The organism is Dolichospermum sp. UHCC 0315A (assembly GCF_008121535.1).
GTDB classification, from domain to species: Bacteria; Cyanobacteriota; Cyanobacteriia; order Cyanobacteriales; family Nostocaceae; genus Dolichospermum; species Dolichospermum lemmermannii.
Map to the genome: position 1 here is coordinate 3,627,017 of NZ_CP043056.1, position 20,687 is coordinate 3,647,703.

At 37.9% G+C, this 20,687-nt stretch carries 11 protein-coding genes and 1 pseudogene; 10 read left to right on the forward strand and 2 right to left on the reverse strand.

What is annotated here, in order from left to right:
• Positions 1-3 precede the first annotated feature (3 nt).
• From BMF77_RS17400 to BMF77_RS17425, 6 genes and pseudogenes are all read left to right on the forward strand, one after another.
• Positions 4-10,452: a non-ribosomal peptide synthetase/type I polyketide synthase gene (locus tag BMF77_RS17400; RefSeq protein WP_148764550.1), complete on the forward strand. Its 10,449-nt coding sequence runs from the start codon at positions 4-6 to the stop codon at positions 10,450-10,452.
• A gap of 41 nt (positions 10,453-10,493) precedes the next feature.
• Positions 10,494-11,252: an aspartate/glutamate racemase family protein gene (locus BMF77_RS17405; protein WP_148764552.1), complete on the forward strand. Its 759-nt coding sequence runs from the start codon at positions 10,494-10,496 to the stop codon at positions 11,250-11,252.
• A 50-nt stretch (positions 11,253-11,302) separates the two neighbouring features.
• The gene (locus BMF77_RS17410; protein WP_148764554.1) at positions 11,303-12,316 is read left to right on the forward strand and encodes a hydroxyacid dehydrogenase; all 1,014 of its coding nucleotides are present in this window, start codon (positions 11,303-11,305) and stop codon (positions 12,314-12,316) included.
• Between the two features lie 294 nt (positions 12,317-12,610).
• Complete coding sequence (locus BMF77_RS17415) at positions 12,611-14,389, forward strand: ABC transporter ATP-binding protein/permease (protein WP_015078932.1); 1,779 nt, start codon at positions 12,611-12,613, stop codon at positions 14,387-14,389.
• A gap of 118 nt (positions 14,390-14,507) precedes the next feature.
• Positions 14,508-15,008: pseudogene (locus tag BMF77_RS17420) on the forward strand (IS4 family transposase); the annotation flags it as partial.
• A gap of 80 nt (positions 15,009-15,088) precedes the next feature.
• The gene (locus tag BMF77_RS17425) at positions 15,089-15,274 is read left to right on the forward strand and encodes a hypothetical protein (protein ID WP_246862947.1); all 186 of its coding nucleotides are present in this window, start codon (positions 15,089-15,091) and stop codon (positions 15,272-15,274) included.
• A 170-nt stretch (positions 15,275-15,444) separates the two neighbouring features.
• Here BMF77_RS17425 and BMF77_RS17430 read toward each other — a convergent pair whose 3' ends face one another.
• On the reverse strand, positions 15,445-15,930 hold the full coding sequence (locus BMF77_RS17430; RefSeq protein ID WP_015083049.1) for an allophycocyanin subunit alpha-B: 486 nt from the start codon (positions 15,928-15,930) through the stop codon (positions 15,445-15,447).
• Between the two features lie 160 nt (positions 15,931-16,090).
• Here BMF77_RS17430 and rlmD point away from each other — a divergent pair, with 160 nt between their 5' ends.
• The gene (gene rlmD / locus BMF77_RS17435; protein ID WP_148764556.1) at positions 16,091-17,473 is read left to right on the forward strand and encodes a 23S rRNA (uracil(1939)-C(5))-methyltransferase RlmD; all 1,383 of its coding nucleotides are present in this window, start codon (positions 16,091-16,093) and stop codon (positions 17,471-17,473) included.
• A gap of 413 nt (positions 17,474-17,886) precedes the next feature.
• A complete protein-coding gene (locus BMF77_RS17440) occupies positions 17,887-18,336 on the forward strand; it encodes an anti-sigma regulatory factor (RefSeq protein ID WP_015083047.1) in 450 nt (149 codons plus the stop codon).
• A gap of 156 nt (positions 18,337-18,492) precedes the next feature.
• On the opposite strand, the gene BMF77_RS17445 is transcribed toward BMF77_RS17440, so the two are convergent.
• Positions 18,493-18,771: a DUF6439 family protein gene (locus BMF77_RS17445; protein WP_015083046.1), complete on the reverse strand. Its 279-nt coding sequence runs from the start codon at positions 18,769-18,771 to the stop codon at positions 18,493-18,495.
• Between the two features lie 66 nt (positions 18,772-18,837).
• On the opposite strand from BMF77_RS17445, the gene BMF77_RS17450 reads away from it, so the two are divergent.
• Positions 18,838-19,182, forward strand: coding sequence for a hypothetical protein (locus BMF77_RS17450; RefSeq protein ID WP_148764558.1), 345 nt, complete (start codon positions 18,838-18,840; stop codon positions 19,180-19,182).
• Between the two features lie 85 nt (positions 19,183-19,267).
• The gene (gene asnS, locus BMF77_RS17455) at positions 19,268-20,659 is read left to right on the forward strand and encodes an asparagine--tRNA ligase (RefSeq protein ID WP_148764560.1); all 1,392 of its coding nucleotides are present in this window, start codon (positions 19,268-19,270) and stop codon (positions 20,657-20,659) included.
• The last annotated feature ends 28 nt before the right edge of the window (positions 20,660-20,687 follow it).

The following is a 20,687-nucleotide window of genomic DNA, read 5'->3' on the forward strand; positions in this document are numbered from 1 at the left end:
AGCATGGCTCAAAATACAGATTATAAAAAATTAATAGCTACAACCCTCACAAAAATGGAGGCAATGCAGGCTCGCATTACTGAATTAGAAACTAGACAAAGTGAGCCGATTGCTGTTGTGGGAATGGGTTGTCGTTTCCCTGGAGGAATCAGTTCTCCTGAAGCTTATTGGAACTTTTGTCAAGCTGGACTTGATGCAATTGTAGAAGTTCCTCAAAGCCGTTGGGATATCTCAAAATTTTATGCTCCAGAGCCTACTCCTGGCAAAATGAACACTCGTTATGGGGGATTTTTACAACAGGATATTACAGAATTTGATGCCCGTTTCTTCTCCATATCTTCCCGCGAAGCAACTTCAATGGATCCTCAACACAGGTTATTACTTGAGGTGGCGTGGGAAGCGTTAGAAAACGCCAATTTACCACCAACTAATTTAGCAGGCGATCGCGTGGGTGTGTTTGTCGGTATCACTAGTGTTGACCACGCGATGACAGTCTACAAAAGCAAGTATGATGAAATCGATTCTTTTTTTGGTACAGGAAACTCCCTAAGTGCAGCAGCAGGTAGGTTATCTTATTTTCTCAACCTCCGCGGACCTTGTATGTCTATTGATGCAGCCTGTGCTTCTTCATTGGTTGCACTTCACCAAGCTATTCGCAGCTTGAGAAATCATGAGTGCGAAATAGCCTTAGTAGGTGGTGTCAATCTCATCTTAGATCCGGCAATTACGATTAACCTTTGTCAGTCGGGGATGATGTCTCCCGATGGTCGCTGCAAGACTTTTGATGCGGCTGCAAATGGATATGTGCGGGGCGAAGGATGCGGGGTTTTAGTTCTCAAACGCCTGTCTGTCGCTGAAAAAAATGGCGATCGCATTCTCGCATTACTACGGGGGTCTGCGGTCAATCATAACGGTGCAGCCGCCGGTTTAACAGTTCCCAGTGGACCCGCCCAACAAGATTTACTTCGTCAAGCCTTAGCTGATGCTAGAGTCAAACCCCAGCAAGTCGGGTATATAGAAGCACATGGTACGGGTACTTCTTTAGGCGACCCCATTGAGATGAACGCGATCGCGGCTGTGTATGGAGAGCGATCGCAACCTCTTTACGTCGGTTCAGTTAAGACTAATATCGGACATCTCGAAGCTGCCGCAGGGATAGCAGGAACAATCAAGACAATTCTCGCCCTCCAGCATGGTGAGATTCCGTCTCATCTCCACTTCCAAGAACCCAATCCCCTGATTAATTGGCAAGGATACCCGATCAAAATTCCTAGTCAAGCCATACCCTGGTCGAACAATGGCCAAGTCCGTATCGCTGGAGTCAGTTCCTTCGGTTTTTCTGGAACCAATGCTCACATAATTATTGAACAAGCACCTGCTGCCAACATACCAGAAATTAAACTGCAACGTCCCAGCCATCTGTTGACGATTTCTGCTCATAGCGAAACGGGTTTAAAAGAACTAGCACTACGTTTTCAGACCCGCTTAGAGTCTCATCCAGAGATGGGAGATATTTGTCATAGTGCGGCAATTGGTAGGTCGTCTTTACCTGAACGTTTAGCGATCGTTGCAGATACATTGACAGAGTTGCAACAAAGATTAGCAGCTTTTGCTGAGGAAAAAAATATTGATCATGGGATTTTTTATCGACGTTTTACAGGAGAAAAATACCCTAAAATAGTCTTTCTTTTCACTGGTCAAGGAGCTTGTTATGCGGGTATGGGTAATCAACTTTACCAAACCCAACCGACATTTCGCCAATATATTGATCAATGTGCAGACATTTTAGGAAATTATTTAGAGTTTCCACTACAACAAATATTATTTGGCGATCGCACAGATTTACTCAATCAAACTGCATACGCTCAACCAGCTATATTTGCTCTAGAATATTCACTTGCCATGTTGTGGCAATCTTGGGGAATCAAACCTAGTTTACTAATTGGCCATAGCGTTGGTGAATATGTTGCAGCTTGTATTGCAGGAGTATTTAGTTTAGAAGCAGGTCTAGCATTAATTGTTAAACGTGGGCAATTAATGCAAACTGCACCTCTAGGAAAAATGGCTTCAGTTTTTGCAGATGAAGCTACGGTATCTGCTCTCATTCAAAACTATGGTAATACAGTTTCCATCGCGGCTATTAATCATCCTCAACAAATTGTGATTTCTGGGGAAAGTAATAGTATTGATGAGATTGTCGCCAACTGCAAAAGCCAAAAAATAGCCGTTCAATTACTATCTGTAAATGGGGCTTTTCATTCTCCATTAATGGAGTCAATCTTAGATGATTTTGAAATTGCTGCTCGTGAGGTTTCGTATCATCCTCCTCAAATTCTACTAGTTTCAGGAATTGATGGACAACCTTTAACAACTGCGCCTGATGCAAGTTACTGGAGACAACAAAGCCGTCAAGCAGTGCAGTATTTCCAGAGTCTAATTACGGCGTTAAACAAAGGATATAACCTATTTTTAGAAGTGGGTCCAAGACCAATACTAGCAGAACAAGGCCGTCGTTATAACGATGACGCTATATGGCTTAGTTCTCTCAATAGAGGCTTGGATAACTGGCAGACGATGCTATCAGCACTTGCCCAACTCTACATTAATGGAGTTAATTTTAACGCCGAAAAATTCAATAAAGACTATGGCTATAGAAATATCCAATTACCAAATTATCCTTTTCAAAGAAAACGTTTTCAATTTAAATCTACTGTTTTAGCAGAATCAAGTTTGAGCAAAGAAGTGCCTTTAGAAAGAGAGCTAATGGAGACTAATATGACTTTAGCAAAAGTTGCAAATATCAAAAAACATCAGCAAGAAATCGGTAATAAATTAAAGTCTATCTTGGCTTTGCTACTTAAAGAAGATGAAAATGACATTAGAGATGATGAGACATTATTAAATCTGGGAGCAGATTCGATTATTTTGACCGACTTTGTTCGCAAAATCGAAGAAAAATTTGGCGTAAAAGTCAAGATAGATCAATTATTTACTGATTTACAAACAATTGACGAAATATCTATTTATCTATCTGATTATATTAAACAAAAACCATCAAATACATCTGATGAAACAGCAATAAATGATATTTTAACTAAAACCTCAGTTCAAGTATCTAATTCCGAGTCAGAATTAAATAATTATCTGTGGGTGATTTCCCAATTACAACCAATTGCTGTTGCTTATATCTTGAAAGCTTTAGAAGTATTAGGTAAAAGACTAAGTATAGCAGACACCTGGACAACAGAAGATTTATTACAAACCTTACCCATAGCCTCAAAATATCATATTTTAGTTAATCGTTATTTAAAAACTTTAGAGCAAACTGGAATTATTCAAAATCAAGGTAATGTATGGATAGTAAAAAGCCTACCTACGCCTTTTTCTTTACCAGAAGCTATAGAGAATCTGCAAACAACTTGTCCAGCAGCAAAACCTGAATTGGAGATGCTACACCGCTGTGGAGAAAATTTAGGAGAAGTTCTCAAAGGAAATATAGATCCTTTAGAGTTAATTTTCCCAGCAGGTTCAGTTGTCCATGCAGAAAGTATATATGGCAATTCTCCTGTATCTCGTTTGATGAATCAACGAGTATCCCAAGCAATTAACTCTATTTTAAATAATTTTTCTAGTAGCGATCGCCCTTACCAAATTATTGAAGTGGGAGGTGGTACAGGTGCGACATCTGAAGCAATTGTTAATAATTTAAATCTCAATCATACAACTTATTTTTTCACTGAACTTTCTCCTGTTCTCCTCAATAAAGCACGGCAAAAATTTAAAAATAGGCATAAGTTTAACTTCAATCAATTAGATATTGAAAAATCACCAGTTTCTCAAGGGTTAACAGCGCATTCCTATCACATAGTTGTTGCTGCTAACGTGCTTCATAGTACCCGAAATATTACAGAAACACTCAATAATATTCGAGAACTACTAATACCTGGTGGTTACTTGGTACTACTAGAAACAGTAGAAAATAATTCATGGCTTGATTTAACTTTTGGACTCACACCCGGATGGTGGCGTTTTCAAGATAAAGAGTTACGTTTAGATACTCCATTGCTAAGTGGAGAAAGTTGGTGTGCTGCTTTAAAACGTTGTGGATTTGTCAATGCAGATATTTATTCTCAACAAAATAATATCAGCATCTACAATGGACAAGAGTTAATTATTGCTTCCACTTCTCCTGAGAGTGCTATTGATCACCAATCAAAAACAGTAGCTGTATCAATACCAACCTCTGGCAAAGAAGCTTTGATGATGGCTCAATTGCAATCTTTGAAAGAACTCAAAGATATTCATGAAAAAACTATTATCAAGCAATTAGAAATACTGCAATCTGCACCTGTTGCACCAAGCAATACACCAGAAGTTTTGTTGATTCAAACAGAAACTGCGCCTACTCCTAAAACAAGCAAAACAGAAACCACACCTCCTAGCCAAAAAATTAGTTCTCCCAATTTGAATCCACTAGCTTTAAAACTGACAGAGAGTAAATCTTTAACCGAACAACAGCAAGCTTTCATCCAAAAATTAGAGATTGTTTATAATCAAAGAACAGCAAAATCCAAGGCATATTCGCAAAACAGCCGGAAGACAATGGTTGATGTGAAACCTACTATTGACTTCCGTATGGCTTTAAAAGAATTTCAGTATCCCATTGTTTCAGAATCAGCCCAAGGTGCATATTTTCGTGATATCGATGGCAATGATTACATCGACTTAGCAATGGGGTTTGGAGTTAACTTTTTTGGGCATAGTCCTGATTTTGTGTTGGCAGAAATTCAGCAACAAATGCAACACGGAATTGGTTTAGGAATGCAGTCTAATATTGCAGCAGAAACAGCTGCTTTAATTTGTGAAATGACAGGTGTAGAACGAGTCGCTTTTAGTAATACTGGTACAGAAGCGATTATGGCAGCAGTTCGTATTGCTCGTTCTCGGACAAAACGCCAAAAAATTGTGATTTTTGCTGGTTCTTATCACGGTACTTTTGATGGCATTTTAGCACGCGCTGGCGAGGAAGTAGGAACAGCTGAACCATTGAGTCTTGGTACACCATCAGGAATGGTTGAAGATGTTATAGTTCTTACCTATGGAGCGGAAGAAAGTCTAGAAATAATTGCAGAGCAAGCTGATAATTTAGCAGCAGTTTTAGTAGAACCTGTGCAGAGCCGTAAACCAGATTTACAGCCTAAAGAATTTATCCAAAAATTACGTAAATTGACTCAACAAAAAGAAATTGCCCTAATTTTTGATGAGATTATTACTGGATTTCGCATTACTCCAGGAGGAGCGCAGGAATGGTTTGAGATTGAGGCAGATATAGTAGTTTATGGTAAGGCGATCGGTGGTGGTTTGCCTATCAGTATGATCTGCGGTAAAGCAGATTTCTTAGACACAGTTGATGGCGGTTTCTGGAGTTATGGAGATGATTCCCATCCGCAAACAGAATTAACTGCTTATGGTGGTACTTTCTGTCGTCATCCCTTAGCTTTGGCTGCTTGTCGGGCAGTGCTTTTACATTTACGTGAACAAGGCGCAACGCTTCAAGAAACAGTCAATCAATTAACTAATCGATTAGCTATTGAGGTTAATCAGTTCTTTCAAGAAACAGGAATTCCTATCCGCATTGTTCATTTTGGCTCTTTGTTTCGCTTTGAATCTTCTGGTGCTTATAGTATTTTCCTCAAACCTATCGAATTACCACTTTTTTACTACTTATTAAATCTCAAAGGTGTGTATACATGGGAAAAACGAGTTTGTTTTCTCTCAACTCGCCATACCAATGAGGATATAAATAAAGTAGTAGCTGCTGTCAAAGAAGCGATTATAGAACTGCGACAAGCAGGTTTTTTCGCAAATGCTAAACCACCACAAACAAAGAAAAGAGAAGCAAGCGATCGCACTGAAGATGAAGATGCCAGGAATAATTTAAATCAGCAATTTCCTACCAGTGAAGCGCAACGTCAGCTTTGGCTATTGGCAGAATTAGATACAACTGCTTCAGCATCATATAATGTGACTACTTCCTTAGAATTGCGTGGTGCTTTAGATATTTCATCTTTGCAACAAGCGATTAATGAAGTAGTCAATCGCCACGAAGCGTTGCGAACCAAAATATTAGAACAAGGCGAACTACAGGAAGTTATCAGTAGTGTCAAAATTGACTTACCGTTAATCAATTTGATGGATGAAGATAACCCAGAAGCAACTGCTTTAGTATTGAGAACTGAGTTATCGCAAAAGCCTTTTGACTTGGGTGTTGCTCCTTTATTTGCGGCTGTGCTGATGCGTTTAGCACCTGAACATTATCTGCTAACTTTAAAAACTCATCATATTGTTGCAGATGGTTGGTCACTAGGGCTAATTTTGAATGAACTCGGCAAACTTTATTCAGCAAAAATTGGTGTTGCTACAGAATCTTTATCGCCACCAATGCAGTTTCGCAAATATTTAGCTTTGCGACAGCAAGAAGCGCAAAGTCCACAAATGCAAGAACATCGTGATTTTTGGTTAAAAACTTATGAGGGAGAAATCCCCATATTTGAACTTCCTACAGACTTTCCTCGTCCTGCTGTCAAAACTTACACAGGCGGTAGAGAAAGTAAAATTATTGCTCCTCAACTATGGCAAAATTTACAGACCGTAGGACGCAAAAATCAAGCAACATTATTTATGACAATGTTTGCTGCTTACACAGCTTTTTTGCGGCGCATTTCCGGTCATGATGATTTAGTAATTGGTATTCCCATTTCTGGACGACAAGTCGAAGGAAGCGAAAAATTAGTTGGCTTTTGTTCGCAATTTTTACCGATTCGTATCCAGACAGATGTCACTGCTTCTTTTGTTACACATCTTCGTCACACCAAAGAAACACTCATAGCCGCTTTTAAACACCAAACTCACGCCTTAGAAGAATTATTAGCAGCCTTACAATTACAACGAGATTTTTCGCGTTCTCCCCTGATTTCAGTCTCTTTCAATCTCGACCCTAAATTAACTTTACCTGAATTTGAAGGACTGAACGTATCGCTACCACCAGAGCCAATTGGTTACACTCCTTTCGATTTGGGCTTTAATTTCATCGAAGTCAATGACGCACTGATTATCTACTGCAACTACAATACAGAACTGTTTAAGCCGGAAACTATCAAACAGTTTCTAGAAAGTTTTGAAATTTTGATGCAGGGTGTAATTAAAGATGCCAATATTTTACTGTCTGAGTTGCATTTATTAACACAAGTGCAACAGGAAGAATTATTGGCAAAATTAACAGGTTCAACAATAGAATTACCCCAAAATTCTACAATCATTGATGACTTTATTGCTCAAGTTAAATCTACACCCGATGCACCTGCATTAATAGTTGAGGAAAAGACTCTTACCTATCGAGAATTGAATGAGAAGGTAAATCGTTTAACCAATTACTTACGTGAGAAATATAACCTTGCTGCGGGGAAGGCGATCGCACTCGCAATCGGACGCAATCAAAACTTAATTATCGCCATTCTGGCTACTTTTAAAACCGGGGCGATATATGTGCCGATAGACCCCCAATATCCTAGCAGTCGCATCGATTTTATTTTAAAAGATAGTGGCTGTCATCTCTGTCTTACCGAGAGTAATTTTATCTCCCAATTACCCCAAGAAATCGAAGCAATCTGCTTAGATAAAATCGACAATATTTTGACGGATTTTGACATAAATGAGCCTAATTTCCAACCAGACACTAACCAAATTGCTTATATTTTATACACTTCTGGCTCTACCGGAAACCCTAAAGGAGTCATGGGTCGTCACATTTCTATTTTGAATGTAATTCGGAGTTTACGACTGACATTTAACTTAAATAAACATCCTGAATGGCGTTATATCTTCACTGCACCTGTCACCCATGACCCATCTTTTCGTAATATTTTCCTACCTTTAACCATAGGTGCTGCTTTATATATGTACGAAGTACAGCATATAGGGCATTTAGTTTCATTTTTACAAGAAAACAAAATCAATGTACTGCACACAACACCATCTATTTACCGAGAAATTTTAGCTGTACTCGCACCCGAAGAAACTATCCCCAGTTTAAAATATATCTCTTGCGGGGGAGAAAAATTAGACCGAGAAACTGCGATCGCTTTACGGAAACGCTTCCCTGCTGAAATTGTCAGCAATGTCTACGGTTCTACAGAAACTTGTGTAGGGGTATCTCAATATACAATAGAGGACAACTTAAATACAGACGTACCTCTTGGTCAGGTTTTCCATAACAATCGATTATTTGTCTTAGATGAATTCAATCACCCCGTACCTCTGCACGTAATCGGTGAAATTTGCGTAGAAGGTGCAGCATTAGCAGTTGGTTATCGTAATCTTCCTGAAATTACCAGAGAAAAATTTCAACCCAACTTTTTAAATTCAGAAAAAATTCTCTTTAGAACGGGAGATTTAGGTAAACAAATTGCTCCAGGTGTGATTGAATTTATAGGGCGAAAAGATAATCAAGTTAAGGTCAATGGCTATCGTGTAGATCCAGGAGAAATTGAATACCAAATTAGCCGCTATGCCGAGATTGAGAAAGCAATTGTCTTACCTATAGAGGTAAATAACCAAATTCAATTATCTGCTTATTGTCAAACTGATAAAGATATAAAATTTTCTGAAATCAGAGAATTTTTAGCTAAATATTTGCCAGTTTACATGATTCCTAGTTCCTTTATCTTCTTAAAGCAATTTCCCTTAACTAAACATGGCAAATTTGACTTCCGATCGCTCATCGCTCTCAAGCCAACAGATCAATTAACACAAGTCTCTTATACTGCACCGCGTAATACTTTAGAATCAAAGCTAGTCCATATTTGGGAAAAAATTCTCACTAAACATCCCATTGGAATTTTTGATAACTTTTTTGAAATCGGCGGACACTCTCTGCTCCTTTCTAGAGTAGTCACTCACGTCCATAAAGAATTAAATGTATTAGTTAAATTAGCTGATTTCTTCAAAGTTCCCACAATTCTTGGATTAGCAGCTTTAATATCTAAAGCTCAATCTAACTATCAAGAACCCATACCAGCAATAACTCAACAAGAATCTTATCCCATGTCTCATGGGCAACGCCGTCTCTGGGCTTTAGAATTCCTCGATCATAACCATTATGCTTACGGAATGCCAAGTGCTTATCAATTCAATGGTGATTTAAATATCGCTGCTTTTGAAAATGCTTTTAAAAAATTGATAGAACGCCATGAAATTTTACGCACTACGTTTACTTTAATCAATAACGAACCGCGTCAAATAGTAAACGAACAGATGGATTTTGCAGTCAACCAAATAGACTTAATAGATGATGAAAACCAAGCAGCAAAAATTGCTGAAGCTATTCTTAACAATGCCAAAACTATTTTTGATTTAGAAACAGGGCCTTTACTCAAGATTAATTTACTAAAGCTGAGTCAACAGAGTAATATAGTCCTATTCAATATGCACCATATCATTTCAGATGGTTGGTCAGCAGGCGTTTTAATTAAAGATTTTACTGCACATTATCATGCCTATGGTAAAGAGAATGTAGAATTAACGTCACCTCTAAGAATTCATTATAAAGAGTATACTTCATGGCAAAATCAGCAACTCCAAACACCAAAATTGCAAGCACAAAGGGATTACTGGCTACCTAAATTGATTCCTGCTCCAGCACCGCTTGATTTACCTTTAGATTATACTCGACCAGCAGTACAAAGTTTTTCTGGTTCTGTGGTTATCTGGAAGCCAAATCAAGAATTCATCAAGGATTTTGAGTTATTAACTAAGACTCAAGAAGCTAGTTTATTTATGGGCTTACTAACATTAGTCAAAGGTTTTCTGTTTCGCTATACCGAGCAGAATGAAATTACAGTAGGCTCTCCCATTGCTGGAAGAAATCATCCCGATTTAGAAGAACAAATAGGTTTTTATGTTAATACTTTAGTCTTGCGCGATCAAATAAAAGTAGACGATAGCTTTGCTACTTTACTGGCAAAAGTGAAAACAACCACAATAGAGGCATATGATAACCAAGAATATCCTTTTGATAAACTAGTATCAGATTTAAATTTTAAACGCGATCCTAGCCGTAACCCTTTATTTGATGTTGTAGTTGTTCTGCAAAATAATCAAAATGTAGACCTAGCAATAGATGGAATTTCTGTTAATACCCTTGAGCAGGAACTTGTTACTGCTAAATTTGATCTAGAGTTCATTTTTGTGGACGAAGCGGAATTATATTTGAAGTTAATCTACAACACAGATATATTCGCTAAGGAACGTATTTCATTGATGATAAAGTCGTTAGAAACTCTTCTAGAAGAAGTAGTCAAATCTCCCGACACACCATTATTACATCTGTGCGATCACACAGATAAAGCTTGTCAAGAAGATAACAGTCTTTTCGCCACAAATTTTAATTTTTAGTAATTTATGCAAATAAAGAATTGCAAATTTGGAGAAAAATTATGAATAAAAAACTACCCGTGCTGGGAATTTTAGGCGGAATGGGGCCTGTAGTTACTATTGAATTTCTCAAAACTATTTATGAATACAACCAGTATATAGACAACGAACAAGAAGCACCCAACGTTATCGTTTTCTCACTTCCTGCTGCACCAGATCGCACGACTTCAGTGCATAGCGGAAATGAAAGAGAATTCATTGATTTTGTGCAAATACATTTAGAAAAACTGAATCAATTAGTAGACCGCATAGTGATTGGTTGTTGTACTGCTCATTATGCTTTGGCTCATCTACCAGAGCATCAGACTAATAAAGTAATCTCTTTAATTAAAATTGCTGATCAACAACTACAAGCGCATGATGAACCTGCACTTTTACTTGCAGGTTCAGGTACTTACAAGAAAAAATTGTTTGAGCAAGGTTGTACTGCTGCAAATATGATTATTTCTCCAGATGAAAAAGATTATCACTTGATTCATGAGATGATTTTTAAAGTATTAAAACGAGGACAAAACCCCCTAATAATTCTTGAAGATGTTCAAAAACTGTTAGATAAATACAATACTCGTTCCTTTATTTCTGGTTGTACAGAATTTCATATTCTCGCCAAACATCTCAAGCTTAATAGAATTGATTCTATTCAAGCGATTGACCCTTTAACTACTATAGCTAAAAACTTTTTTCAGTTATTAGATTCATCCTCATCTAATTCTCATTTGCTGACAAAAACAATGAAATTATCTCAGCAATTTCATTCATAAAATATTGATTCTAAAGCATCTTTGTATCAAACAAATTAAGGTTAATTAACATGACAGCTATTTACCCCCCCCAAAATTTCCCAAGCAAGACTAAAAATCATAAAGTTCTTTTAATTGGTAAAATGTATGATGAGATAGGTGAAAAACTGCTCGCAGAATACACTAATGTCGAGATTATCAAAGAACCAAAGCAGCATCAAATCCATGAGGCTATTCAAGATGTATCTGGCGTATTTGTCCGTTATCCTACTAAATTAGATGCCCAAGCAATTGGATTGGCAAAAAATTTAAAAGTTATTAGTACTTCTGGATTTGGAACTGATGCAATTGATATTGCTGCTGCAACAAAACGGGGAATTGTGGTAGTTAATAATCCTGGCTTGTCAACAACGGCTGTGACAGAACACACACTTTCCATGATTTTAGCACTTGCTAAAAAACTAACTTTTCTCAATCAATGTGTCAAAGCAGGAAACTACTTAATTCGTAATCAGGTACAACCCATTCAATTAGAAGGAAAAACTCTTGGTATTGTTGGTTTGGGAAGGATTGGTAGTGCTGTTGCGAAAATTTGTAGTACAGCATTGCAGATGCGAGTTTTAGCATACGATCCTTATGTTCCAAGCGGTAAAGCAGATGCCGTCAGAGCAACTTTAGTACAAGATTTAGACTACCTACTTACTGAATCTGACTTTGTATCTTTGCATCCTGAGCTAACTGATGAGACTTGTGAAATGTTCGATCTAGAAGCTTTTAAGAAAATGAAGCCTTCTGCTTTTTTAATCAATACATCTCGTGGAAAAGTAGTTCGCCAACCAGATTTAGTTACAGCTATACGCGAAAAATTAATAGCAGGAGCTGCAATCGATGTGTTTGAGCCAGAACCTCCAGCTATTAATAATCCTTTATATGAGTTTGACAATGTAATTTTCTCACCTCATCTAGCTGGAGTTACACCTGAAGCTGGTATGGCTGCTGCACTTTCCGCAGCTAACCAAATATTGCAAGTGCTTCAGGGCGAGAAGCCACCTTACATCATCAATCCTAAAGTTTGGAATTCATAATTTTTTAGGTTCTTCGGTACTTTTTATGGAGAACCTAGTTCAGAATCCTTGAAAACCTTATTGTGTCGGCATTTCATTCAAAATATGGGCATTATAGTTTATAACCCTTGTCCCGTAACCCCGTAAGGGTTTTGTGATAATCAATCCTCAACCACCATAAAACAAACGCAAGAGCCATAAATATCAATATTAATAATGTATTTTTCTTATTTGATAGCTATACCTTATGAAATATAAAACAAAGTTTCATAATAATTTATAATAGTAAAATATTATTTTTGTAAGATGTATAATATGCAAAATCAAGTTATTTATAATCAAGCTTCAAAAAATACTGCTTTCCTTGCTAATTTTACTCAGTTTTGGGTGGCTGTAAAAGCGATCGCCGCCCCTTACTGGTTTCCAACAGAGCCAGGTGTAAGAGCATTTTCAGATGTGATTCAGGCATGGGGAATGCTTGTTCTCCTCATTTTATTAATAATTGGGCTTGTGGGCATAACTGCCTTTAATAGCTTTGTTGATCGCTATTTAGTCGATGTTATTGTTCAAGATAAAGATATTTCTAAATTTGTTAAGACGTTAGCACTTTACGCCTTTGGGCTGCTCTTAATCACCCTCTTAACAGGATTTTCTAAATTTGTCAGAAAAAAAATTGCCCTTGATTGGTATCAATGGCTCAACAAGCAGATTTTAGAAAAATATTTTAGCAATCGTGCCTATTATAAAATCAATTTTAGCTCCGATATCGATAACCCAGACCAACGTCTATCTCAAGAAATCGAACCTATTGCCAGGACTGCTCTAAATTTTTCTGCTACTTTGTTGGAAAAAGTCCTGGAAATGACAACTTTTTTAATAATTCTTTGGTCAATTTCCAAACTAGTAGTAGCAATTCTACTTACTTATACTATTATAGGTAATCTGATTGCTGCTTATATGAGTCAAGAATTAGATAAGATTACGCAAGAGGAACTTGAATCTAAAGCAAGCTACAACTACAGCCTAACTCATGTTCGGAATCATGCTGAATCTATAGCTTTTTTCCAAGGAGAAAGCCAAGAATTAAATATAATTGAGCGCAGATTTAATACTCTCTTGAAAAATTCTGAAAGTAAAATTAATTGGGAAAAAAATAAAGACATTTTTAATAGAGGATATCGATCTGTAATCCAATTGTTTCCGTTTTTAATATTTGCACCTGCCTATATTCGAGGTGAAATTGATTTTGGACAAGTTAACCAAGCAGTTATAGCTTGCAGTATGTTTGCTAATGGTCTGGCAACATTAATTGATGAATTTGGAACTTCTGGAAGATTTTCCAGTTATGTTGAGCGTTTAGCTTATTTCTCGGATGCTTTAGAAGTTGTTACCAAACAACCGGAGAATGTCAGCACTATTAAAACCATAGAAGAAAATCGTCTGGCTTTTGAGGATGTTACCTTACAAACGCCTAACTATGAGCAGGTAATCGTTGAAGACTTATCATTGTCTGTTCAACCGGGAGAAGGTTTATTGATTGTCGGCCCTAGTGGTCGCGGTAAAAGTTCACTATTGCGCGCGATCGCCGGTTTGTGGAATGCAGGAACTGGCCGTTTAGTGCGACCTTCTCTAAAAGACCTGTTGTTTTTACCCCAACGTCCTTACATTATTTTAGGAACTTTGCGCGAACAGTTGCTTTATCCTAATAGAAATCGTCAGATGACCGATGCAGAACTCAAAGAACTATTGCAAAAAGTGAACCTGCAAAACTTGCTCAGTCGAATTGATAGTTTTGATACTGAGCTGCCTTGGGAAAACATATTATCACTAGGAGAACAACAACGCCTGGCTTTTGCACGCCTATTAGTGACTCATCCTAGCTTTACTATCTTAGACGAAGCGACCAGTGCTTTGGATTTGAAGAATGAAGAGAATTTATATCAACAGTTACAAGAGACGAAAACAACATTTATTAGTGTTGGACATAGAGAAAGTCTATTTGATTATCATCAATGGGTTCTGGAACTTTCACAAAACTCTAGTTGGCAACTTCTGACTGTCAAAGATTATCGAAATAAAAAAAATAGTTTATAACCCACATTCCGCCTGACGGGATGACGAAATAGTCTAAAAAGCTTATCGTATACAGATTATACAGATTTATGGTAAAAAAGATAGAAGCACTTTTCTCAATAAGGACTATCTATTGATAATGTTACCTGAATTCTACAAAACACACCTAAAAAATCAATTGAGTCTGGCAGAGTATATCTTGCTCAAAATTATGATTATTCTGCTGCAATCACTGAAAAAAGTAAGTTTAGAAGCTTTGGCTACTGCTCTACCAATTCCGATTAAATTTGAAAGTAGGAAAAGAAAAATACAGAGATTTCTATCTTTACCAAACCTAACAATTGAGAAAATCTGGTTTCCGATTGTAAAAACATTTTTAGAAACATATTTGAAGGATGAAGAATTAATTTATGTAGTGATGGATAGGACGGCTTGGGGACGCATAAATTTATTCATGATTAGTATAGTTTGGGATCAAAGGGCATTTCCTGTATATTTTGAGTTATTGCTAAAGTTAGGCAGCAGTAACTTTGAGGAGCAATCACGAATATTGAAGAAAATTTTACCCATTTTTAATAACTATAAAATCTGCGTATTAGGTGATAGAGAATTTTGTTCTATAAAACTAGTAAATTGGTTAAGTGCGATTCGTTGTTAGCTGAATCACGGCATCCAGCCCGTACATAAGGTATTGGACGTTGGACAGTACAAATGTTACTAATGTTTCGGTTACATCGTTGGGATGTTTTACCAGTGGATGACTTGGGTATTCGCAATGCTATTCGTAATGTCTATAATTTACCGGAATTCCCCAATAAAAAAACTGTAGAACAATTTGGTCAACAATGGCAACCTTACCGCACCATCGCTTGTTGGTATCTGTGGCAAAGTTTGAATAATTTTTGAGGGAAGTTTACAAGTATGTCAATTTCACCAATTAACACTAGATAAAAAATTGGAGAAGTATCAGATATAACTAACATTTTTCGTATCGGCTCAATAAGTAGTCCCACAACTGGTTAATAACCTGATGGATATTGCCATAGCCACTACCAATTGTGGGGAATTAAAGACCTTTAAGACATCGCTTGAATGATGTAATCAAAGTAAGGTGCGGTTTCCCCAGCGTCTTCTGCATTCAATAAATCCAAAGACGCTTGTTTGAGGGAAGTGATAGCTTCTACCATTCCAGGAACAGGAACACCTAGAGAGTTGTACATTTCCCGCACACCAACCAAACCAATTTTTTCAATGGGTTCTTTGTCACCAGCAAGTACACCGTAGGTAATTAGGCGTAAATACCAGCCAAAGTCCCGAATACACAAAGCCCGTTGTTTTTCGCCGTAAGCATTACCACCAGGGGAGATAAAGTCAGGGCGTTTTTGCCAAAGTTTTTTGGTAGCTTCTTGAACGATCTTTTTCTCGTTTTCTGAAAGGGTAGCAGCGATTCTTGTTCGCTTTACACCTGTTTCCAAAAATGCTTTGATGTTTTTGAGTTCGCCACTGCTGGGGTAACGCAGTTCGTCGTCAGCTTGGAGAATAACTTGGCTAATTACAGTCATGATTATCTAAATGACCTGAAATATTTATATTTGCTAGTTTAGCGACTTAGAGGGACATTCGTGAAGTGTATGGGAAGATAGGGATAAATGAATTTACAATTCTACATTGGGAACTCTCCCTTCCCTGTGAAAAAGTTCCCTCTTCCCTTATAACTGACTAATGACTAATATAATGTGGCGACAAGATGAAATTATCGAACTGGAAATTACTGATTTAAGCGACACTGGTGATGGTGTGGGACGCTTTGAACAGCGGGTGGTGTTTGTTCCTGATACAGTACCAGGAGATATCCTACTTGTCAAATTATTCAATGTTAAGCCAAAATATGCTCATGGACAGGTGCAGGAATTATTGCAAGCTTCGCCTCAACGGGTGCGTCCAAGTTGTATTGTCGCTGATAAATGTGGTGGTTGTCAATGGCAACATATTAAATATGATTACCAGTTATCAGCCAAACGCAATCAAGTAACCCAAGCTTTAGAAAGAATTGGCGGTTTTGTAAATCCACCAATAGATCCAGTTTTAGTGGCTGCTGCATCCTTTGGTTATCGCAACAAAGTTACTTATCCTATTGGTATGTCCGCTACAGGTCATGTCCAAGCTGGATATTATCAAAAAGGTAGCCATAAATTAATTAACTTGAATCAATGCCCTGTGCAAGACCAGCAGTTAAATCCTTTATTAGCTGAAATCAAATTAGATATTCAAAAGCAGGGTTGGCCAATTTATGACGAAACCCGACACAAAGGCTTAATTCGCCATTTGGGTTTACGCATTGGCCGCCGCACAGGAGAAATGCTGCTAACTTTGGTCGTCAAAGATTGGAATTTGCCAGGAATCGAAACCCAGGCACAGCAATGGTTACAGCGTTATCCTCAATTGGTCTGCGTGTCACTCAACCGCAATAGCGATCGCACAAATGCTATATTTGGATCAGAAACCCGTTGTCTAGCTGGAATTCCTTACCTGCGAGAAAAATTCGCCGGACTGGATTTTCAAATCGGACCAGATACCTTTTTCCAAGTGTACACAGAAACAGCCGAAGCACTTTTAGAGGTGATTCAGTCAGAACTAAATTTACAAGGTCATGAAGTCCTAGTAGATGCCTATTGTGGTATAGGAACTTTAACTTTGCCCCTGGCCAAACAAGCACGGCACGTCACCGGGTTAGAATTGCAATCAACAGCAGTAGAACAGGCAATTGTTAATGCCCAACAGAATGGAATTAATAATGTGACTTTCCAAGTCGGCCCAGTGGAAAAAATTCTCCAGAATTTGGAAATTGTACCAGATGTGGTCTTACTTGATCCGCCCCGGAAAGGATGTGAAGCTAACGTTATCAAAACATTAAGAAACCTGAAACCATCTCGCATTGTTTACGTCAGTTGTAAAGTAGCTACTCTTGCCCGTGACTTAAAATTGCTTTGTGAAGAGGGGCTATATAAACTCACAAGGGTGCAACCTGCGGACTTTTTTCCGCAAACGGCTCATGTAGAAGCAGCCGCTTTTCTGGTGTTATCGGACAATGATCAGGATAGTTAATTCTTCACAAAAATAAAAATCAGAAATTTGTAGTCTAGTGGATACTCATAATGCTAGAATGAAATTACATAAAAATAGAAACTCATTTTGTTTTAAAGAAATCGAAGCTGCATAGACTCTTAATAAAGGTGAATAAAATTGTGTTAATTACAAAATGAGCAGTTAACGAGAATATCTTTCTCCTCTTGTTCAAAAATAGCAGTTTTTACTCATCTGCTAAATGAACAGATTAACTTAAGCAAATTGTAAATAAGCAATATGAATTCTCCCACTGAATTGCTATGCTCTAGCATTTTTATAAATTTAGTTTTACAGAGGCAAGTTTGAAGGCAGCATGACTACCTAATTTTGATCAGAATGCCCAAAAAAGCAAACTGATGTCTAGCTAAATATAAAGCTACGGGGTTTCTCTTGTGATTACCATTTCTCTTCGTCCAGTTGGGCGTTATTGGGGGACAATTAGTTTTGCCTCCACCCTTTATCTTTGTCCAATCCTAGATTTACTCTTGACTGATATTCCGGCAAAATTACAATCTGAACTGCGATTAGGACTGCAAGAAGCCCTAGTAAATGCCGCTAAACATGGGAATAATCTTGATCCCGGCAAATTCGTCGTCGTTCGGTTCTCATTAATAGATAATCAGTATTGGTGGATTATCTCAGATCAGGGTAGCGGCTTCACTCCCTCCCTCGAAGGTGATAGTGATCCCGATGACTATTTACCACCAGATGAAGCAGAAAGTGGACGGGGTATGTCCTTACTACATCAGATTTTTGATCAAGTAGAATGGAATCGCAAAGGTACAGAACTCACGCTTTGTAAGCAATTAGAAAGCCGTCGTTTATTATCTTTGCGAAGATAAGAAGGTGACTCGAAAAATTTCTTTTTTTTACTCTGTACTCTTTGCGCGTCTGCGGTTTAAAGGTAGTTTATCTAACCACAGAGGCCCAGAGAACACAGAGAAAAGAGGTTGAAGAGGAGTTTTTTACCAAAATTTTTACTCGGCTACAGGTGAGAGTTATTCCTTTATAGTCTCACGATTGTGTCCGTGAGTTGGGCAGGGAGGGGCGGAAATTGATTTATCTAGCCAGCCTACAGCCTGTTGTAGCCTTGCCTGTGCCTCTTGGGGTTCATTTTTGACCAAAAATACCATGGCGGCGGCTGCCTGTTCACTAGCGCGGGAATTGCGGTTAGATTTGAGACGATGCCAATCATCAGGAGAGATACTCAGCCTTTCCATGAGGGCTTGTGCTAGTTCTAGAGTGCTAATTTCATTTAGTTGGCTAGTTTGTGACATAAGACTAAGTGTTGAGTTAAGAGTAAAAGTTATGATTTAATCATCATAGCCAATGACTAATCACCAATGACTAATTTAGACGAAAATCCCCAGCCAGATTTTGCACAGGAATTAGAGGAGGTAGAAACTTCACTGCGATTCTTGAAAGATAGATATACCCAAGTGCAAAATGATCAACAACAACAGGCACAATGGCAACAGGAATTAAAAAATTTAAAGCAAAATAGAAAGCAGACTCCAGAAATTAAGAACGAACTAAGCCGCCTGCAAAAACAGTTAGAAACCTTAGAAATCAACTTAGAAAGCCAGTTGTTTTCTTGGAGTAGCCTAAAAAGACCTTTTTGGCAAGCTATTCGTTTTGGTGGTTTAGGCGTTATTATCGGTTGGTTATTAAAATCTTGGGTTGGTTGATTTAAAAAATCCCTAACTAAAATATCCCCGATTTCTCAAAGAAGTCGGGGATCTGAAATTCTTTAAAAAATACAAATTGTAGAAAATGCTAAATCCTCGGATTACGGAAATATTAAGAAGTGGTAAACCCGAAGAAACTTTGGTAGTTCAAGGTTGGGTAAGAACAAAACGCGAATTAAAAGGATTTGCGTTTCTGGAAGTTAATGATGGTTCATCTTTAGGTAATCTGCAAATTGTCATTAATCAAGACTTACCAGATTATCAAGGAATATTAAAACAAATCAATACAGGTGCTTCTATAGAAGTATCAGGAGTGCTGGTAGCTTCTCAAGGAAAAGGACAAAGAATAGAATTAAAAGCAGATACAGTGAAAGTATACGGAGACGCTGATCCTGATACCTATCCTCTGCAAAAGAAACGTCATTCCTTTGAGTTTCTGCGAACAATTGCCCATTTGCGTCCTCGAACAAACTCCTTTGGTGCAGTATTTCGGGTGAGAAATGCTTGCGCGACTGCAATTCACCAATTTTTTCAACAACGGGGTTTTTTATGGGTGCATACTCCCATTATTACCGCTAGTGATTGTGAAGGTGCAGGTGAATTATTTAGTGTTACCAATTTCAATTTAAAGAATGTTCCCAAAACAGAAAATCAAGAAATTGATTATAGCCAAGACTTCTTTAGTAAACCGGCATATTTAACAGTCAGTGGCCAATTAGAAGCCGAAATTATGGCTATGGCTTTTACTAATGTCTATACCTTTGGTCCCACATTCCGGGCGGAAAATTCTAATACTTCGCGTCACTTAGCCGAATTTTGGATGGTTGAACCAGAAATGGCTTTTTGTGATTTAGAAGGTGATATGGATTTGGCTGAGGAGTTTCTCAAACACATTTTTAAATATGTGATGGAAACCTGTCCTGAAGACATGGAATTTTTCAATGAACGGATTGATAATACTGTTTTAGAAACTGCAAATAACATTATTAACAATCAATTTGAACGGTTGACTTATACAGAAGCAGTCAAACTTCTAGAAAAAGCTGATGTTAAGTTTGATTATCCTGTGAGTTGGGGTGCAGATTTACAATCAGAACATGAACGCTATTTAGCCGAAAACCTGTTTAAAAAGCCTGTCATTGTTACAGATTATCCCGCACAAATCAAAGCCTTTTATATGCGGTTGAGTGACGATGAAAAAACCGTCCGCGCTATGGATATTCTCGCACCGAAAATAGGGGAAATTATTGGTGGTTCACAACGGGAAGAACGGTTAGATGTGTTAGAAAAACGGGTATTAGCACAAGGTATGAACCCGGAAGATTTGTGGTGGTATTTAGATTTGCGTCGTTATGGTACTGTTCCCCATGCTGGTTTTGGTTTGGGGTTTGAAAGATTGGTGCAATTTATGACGGGTATGGGGAATATTCGGGATGTGATTCCGTTCCCCCGCACACCACAAAGCGCGGAGTTTTAATGATTTTAGAGACGTTGTAAATAACGTC

What these genes read in the sequence shown, in the direction of transcription:
- BMF77_RS17400 (WP_148764550.1), top strand. Translation starts at nt 4, where the DNA reads ATGGCTCAAAATACAGATTATAAAAAATTAATAGCTACAACCCTCACA.
- BMF77_RS17405 (WP_148764552.1), top strand. Translation starts at nt 10,494, where the DNA reads ATGAATAAAAAACTACCCGTGCTGGGAATTTTAGGCGGAATGGGGCCT.
- BMF77_RS17410 (WP_148764554.1), top strand. Translation starts at nt 11,303, where the DNA reads ATGACAGCTATTTACCCCCCCCAAAATTTCCCAAGCAAGACTAAAAAT.
- BMF77_RS17415 (WP_015078932.1), top strand. Translation starts at nt 12,611, where the DNA reads ATGCAAAATCAAGTTATTTATAATCAAGCTTCAAAAAATACTGCTTTC.
- BMF77_RS17425 (WP_246862947.1), top strand. Translation starts at nt 15,089, where the DNA reads ATGTTTCGGTTACATCGTTGGGATGTTTTACCAGTGGATGACTTGGGT.
- BMF77_RS17430 (WP_015083049.1), bottom strand. Translation starts at nt 15,930, where the DNA reads ATGACTGTAATTAGCCAAGTTATTCTCCAAGCTGACGACGAACTGCGT.
- rlmD (WP_148764556.1), top strand. Translation starts at nt 16,091, where the DNA reads ATGACTAATATAATGTGGCGACAAGATGAAATTATCGAACTGGAAATT.
- BMF77_RS17445 (WP_015083046.1), bottom strand. Translation starts at nt 18,771, where the DNA reads ATGTCACAAACTAGCCAACTAAATGAAATTAGCACTCTAGAACTAGCA.
- BMF77_RS17450 (WP_148764558.1), top strand. Translation starts at nt 18,838, where the DNA reads ATGACTAATTTAGACGAAAATCCCCAGCCAGATTTTGCACAGGAATTA.
- asnS (WP_148764560.1), top strand. Translation starts at nt 19,268, where the DNA reads ATGCTAAATCCTCGGATTACGGAAATATTAAGAAGTGGTAAACCCGAA.